Source organism: Limnofasciculus baicalensis BBK-W-15 (assembly GCF_024178385.1).
GTDB classification, from domain to species: domain Bacteria; phylum Cyanobacteriota; class Cyanobacteriia; order Cyanobacteriales; family Coleofasciculaceae; genus Limnofasciculus; species Limnofasciculus baicalensis.
Genome location: NZ_JAMZMM010000410.1, coordinates 1 through 4,818, shown reverse-complemented (window position 1 = coordinate 4,818; position 4,818 = coordinate 1). Strand labels below are relative to the sequence as shown.

Genomic DNA, 4,818 nt, shown 5'->3' with positions numbered 1-4,818 from the left:
GTGGGGAGTGGGAGCAGGGGAGCAGGGGGAAATTATTTTTTTACTTCAACCTTCTCGTAAAGACTCACAAATTGATTATAGCTCTGCTTATTCTTAATGAGAATGTTGCAAAACTTTCGGTGACGCAATCAGCGAAGCATTCCACCGTATTGGTAACTCAATCCAAAATTCTGTCCCCATTTCCGGTAGAGATAAACATTTTAATACCCCTTGATGTTGTCCGACAACAATTTGGTAGCTAATCGCCAATCCCAAGCCAGTACCTGTCCCCACGGGTTTAGTAGTAAAGAAGGGATCGAAAATTCGGGCTTTGATTGCGGGTGGAATTTCCGGTCCATTATTAGCAATTCGGATTACAATACGATTGATATCTAACCCTTGAGTACGAATAATAATTCGACCAGAGTCAGCTTGATGAGAAGATTTGATCTGGGGATTATTTTCTTCAATCGCATCAATTGCGTTATTAAGGATATTCAAAAATACCTGATTTAACTGACTCGGATAACATTCTACAAGGGGTAAATTTCCGTAGTTTTTATCCACTTCAATCCGAGAATGTCCGTTGCCGGACCATAAGCGATGCTGTAAAATAAGTAGAGTATTATCGATTTCTTGATTAAGATTTACAGCTTGCAATCCGGATTGATGTTGCCGAGAAAAGTTTTGTAAAGACTTGACAGTTTTCTGGATGCGATCTGCCCCCCGGCGCATGGATGAGATAACTTTAGGGAGATCGTCTGTAATAAAGTTCAAGTCAGTCGTATTTAATTTATCAATAAGTTGAGGGCTAGGATTAGGAGTAATGGCTTGGTAGAGATGGAGTAACTCAATTAGTTCTTGGCTATAGTGTTCTACATGGGTTAAATTACTATAAATAAAGGTAACTGGATTATTGATTTCGTGTGCTATTCCTGCTACTAACTGCCAGAGACTAAGCATTTTTTCGCTATGTATCAATTCTGCCTGAGTTTCTCGCAACTGCCGCAAATCGCGATCTAATTGTTGAATTAACTGAGAAGAGCGCAATCCCGCTCTTACCCGTGCGAGTAAATCATCAGGCTGAATTGGCTTAGAAATAAACTCATCTGCCCCTCCATCAAGCCCCTTAACGCGATCGCAAATTGCATCCCGCATGGTTAGCAGAATTAAAAAAGTGCTTGACAAGTCTGGGTTAGCTTTGACTCGCCGACAAACTTCTAACCCATCTAAATAGGGCATCATCCAATCACAAATAATCAAATCGGGCTGGATTAATTGCGCTTGGTACAATCCCTCTTCTCCATTCTGAGCAATAGTGACTTCGTAACCATGGCTTTTCAGTAGGTTTTTCAGTACTAATTGCACTGTCACATCATCATCAATCACTAAAATTTTAGCCATAGCCAAATCAAGGAAACTTGCTCTTAGGATAGATAATTGGAGATAAACTCCTGAAGTTGCGATCGCCGATCGTCTAAATCTACTAATAACTGGGTAGCATTAACCAGATTTTGTTCGTTAGCCTGACGCTCTAACTCAGCCGCTATCTCCTTGATTGACGGAATCCCTACATTAGCTGCTGCGCCTTTAATCTGATGAGCGCACCGCGAGACTGTCAAACAATCACCCGATGGCAGAGCCTCCTGAATAGCATCCAAGTTAGCTCTGAGGATCTCGATAAATGCTGTAATAAGTTCGCGCTGTAACTCTACTTGACCAAGAGTTATTTCCTTTAAGCGATCGAGATCTACCATTGGTTCTTTGTAACCATCGGTTAAAGAAAAATCTGATTGTAACAAGATCCAAAATTCACACGAGAATTCTCGAGTAGATATATCTACTCTAGGGGTTTAACTCTCACCTGTCAAATCTTTCTAGAAGACTGATTAAGTATTCGGGTGTCTCACCTCTCCCCCAACCCCTCTCCCACCAGGAGAGGGGGAGTTTTGCGACTAGATTCATGATTCCCTTGGTGGGAGTGCCCACCCTACGGCTTTGCAAGTGAGTGAGGTGCATAGAAACCGGGTTTCTTTTGCATACTTCATCCAACTGCAATCCGTTGTATAGCCAAAACTATTAAGAATTTAGCCTACTCCAGTTGCTACCACTTCATCTGACTGACTTGACGGGGATTCCTCTGGGGGCAGCCCGAGAAGATCCCGGTAAACGCGGATATACTCAACGGCTGACTTATCCCAACTAAAATTCTGACGCATTCCCCTTTGTTGTAATGCCCGCCAGTAGTCTTTGTAGTGAAAACCTTCATAAGCTCGTACCATAGAAGTATAGAAATCTAAAGGCTCATAACGATCGAAGCAATAACCAGTACCAGCTTGATTCATCGGATCGTGATGAGAGACAGTATCAACCAAACCACCAGTGCGCCGCACAATAGGTACACAACCGTAGCGCATGGATAGCATTTGGCTAATCCCACAGGGTTCAAACCGGGAAGGCATCAAGAAAGCATCACTACCAGCATAGAGCCGTCGAGATAAAGCTTCATTATAGAGAAGTTGGCATGACATGCGACCACGATAGCGAGATGCCAACTGCCACATTTGGGTTTCATAATAGCGATCGCCCGTACCCAAGAGGATAAATTGGGAATCAGTGTAAGATAAAAAGCGATCGATCACTTGAATTAACAAATCAATCCCTTTTTGATCCACTAACCGCGTCACCATACTCATCAGAAAGGTATTGGTGCTAACTTGCAAACCAACTTCTTCTTGGACGGCAATTTTATTTTTGCGGCGTAAATCTAGCGTATCAGCCGTAAAATTATGAGAAATATACTTATCCGTTTCAGGATTATAACTTTCCGTATCAATACCATTGAGAATACCCTCAGTCTTCCCACTAATAAATGATAGCAACCCTTCTAAAGTTTCACCATATTCAGGAGTACGGATTTGGTTAGCGTAGGTTGGGGAAACCACAGTTACGCGATCGCTAAATTGCAGAGCCGCCGCCATAGTATTATGACCTTGCATGTACCAGGGACACCAAGTCATTTGATCCAACCGCCAACGCCAAGGTCCTTGATAAGCTAAATTATGGATCGTAAATACAGTACTAATATCAGGAGATTGCTTCATCCATACAGGAATCATCCCCGTATGCCAATCGTGACAGTGAATAATTTCCGGCTTCCAATAATTCCAAGCAAATTCCGCCGCACCATTAGCAAAAAAAGTGAACCGCCAATCTTCATCCTCTCCACCGTAGATATTGCGATTATTAAAAGTTGGATGATTCAAGAGGTACAGCGGCACATCACTACCTGGTAAAACCGCTTCATAGATAGAGAAACTCTCAAACATCGCATTCCCAGACCAAATTGGCTCTTCGGGAACGTCGATCTTATCAGGTACAAAACCATAATAAGGCATAAAAATCCGGACATCATGTCCCATCCTTCTCAACACTTTAGGTAATGCCCCGACAACATCCCCCATCCCGCCAACCTTAGCAATGGGCGCTACTTCAGCCGCAACAAATAAAATTCGCATAGATTAATTTAATCTCCTTAGTTTTGGGACATTTAATTGTAGTATCATTTTTGTTTGGATGGGAATTAATCCTTTTTTAGTGCTTTAAACACAAAGGCACTAAGACACTAAGTTGATGGTAAATACTGCAAGATATCAGGATTAACCTAAATCTTCCTTTCTTCCCTTTGCGTACCTTTGCGCCTCCCTTTGCGCTATGAGCGTTTAAAAAAAAGCTCTAATCCCCACACAAACAGACTCAATATTACACCGATTCAATCTGAGATATTTTTATTTAGCATCTCGCTGAATCTCGGCAAAAATTTCATCTAAAATTTCCTGTGCCCCTTGTTGGCGCAAGCGTTGAGCCAGTTCAATTCCTAAGTCTTCGGCAGTTGTCGCTGCGCCTGTTACTTCGTCTTTTACTAGTCTTTTCCCGTCTAAACTGGAAACCATCCCGATGATGGTGAGGGTTTCTCCTTCTAGCTGGGTGTTAACACCAATGGGCACTTGGCAACCACCTTCAAGTTCTCGCAAAAATGCTCTTTCTGCATAACAACGTTGAGTGGTTGGGGTATGTGCAATTGATTTGAGTAATTCTAAGACTTCAGTATCATCACCGCGACATTCTATACCCAACGCTCCTTGTCCGACTGCATGAAGTGAGATTTCGGATGGGATAATTTGGTGAATGCGATCGCTCATATCCAGCCGTTGTAATCCTGCTGCTGCCAGAATGAGGGCATCGTATTCCCCAGTATCTAGTTTAGCGAGTCTGGTGTTGAGGTTTCCGCGAATATCTTTGAAGCTAAAGTGGGGGAAGTGATAGCGGAGTTGGGCGAGACGGCGCAGTGATGATGTGCCGATGATTGCGCCTTCTGGTAAGGTGTCTAGTTGTTTGTCTTTATGTTTTTCATGGACAACTAGGGCATCTGCGGGGTTTTCTCTTTCGGTGACGCATCCGAGAAATAGGGTGTCTGGTAGCTTGGTGGGTAAATCTTTGAGAGAATGGACGGCGAAGTCTATCTCGTTATCGAGCATCCCTTGTTCTAATTCTTTGGTGAATAATCCTTTATCGCCAATTTTCGATAAGGCTACATCCAGGATTTTGTCACCCTGAGTACTCATCGTCTGGACATCAAACTGGCGGCTAGGGAAGTGTTTTTGTAGTTGTGCTTGCACCCAATAGGTTTGAACTAGTGCTAGTTGGCTTTTGCGGGAACCAATGCGAATGGTGCGGGGAGGACTGGAAACGGTGGTGGACATAGGTGAGAGAGTCAAGACGATCTTATAGATTCACTCCATCTAGACTACCGCAGCTCGGTACTTCTCTATACAAGGA

Annotated in this window: 4 protein-coding genes; all 4 read right to left on the bottom strand. The window is 43.1% G+C overall.

The annotated features are described in order from the left end of the window. Positions 1 to 93: 93 nt before the first annotated feature. Positions 94 to 1,383, bottom strand: coding sequence for a sensor histidine kinase (locus tag NJ959_RS25530; RefSeq protein ID WP_254014570.1), 1,290 nt, complete (start codon positions 1,381 to 1,383; stop codon positions 94 to 96). A gap of 23 nt (positions 1,384 to 1,406) precedes the next feature. Continuing rightward, positions 1,407 to 1,781: an Hpt domain-containing protein gene (locus tag NJ959_RS25525; protein WP_254014569.1), complete on the bottom strand. Its 375-nt coding sequence runs from the start codon at positions 1,779 to 1,781 to the stop codon at positions 1,407 to 1,409. Positions 1,782 to 2,066: 285 nt separating this feature from the next. Beyond that, complete coding sequence (gene glgA, locus NJ959_RS25520) at positions 2,067 to 3,497, bottom strand: glycogen synthase GlgA (protein ID WP_254014568.1); 1,431 nt, start codon at positions 3,495 to 3,497, stop codon at positions 2,067 to 2,069. A 270-nt stretch (positions 3,498 to 3,767) separates the two neighbouring features. After that, positions 3,768 to 4,742, bottom strand: a complete 975-nt coding sequence (gene hemC, locus NJ959_RS25515) for a hydroxymethylbilane synthase (RefSeq protein ID WP_254014567.1) — start codon at positions 4,740 to 4,742, stop codon at positions 3,768 to 3,770. Between the last annotated feature and the right edge of the window lie 76 nt (positions 4,743 to 4,818).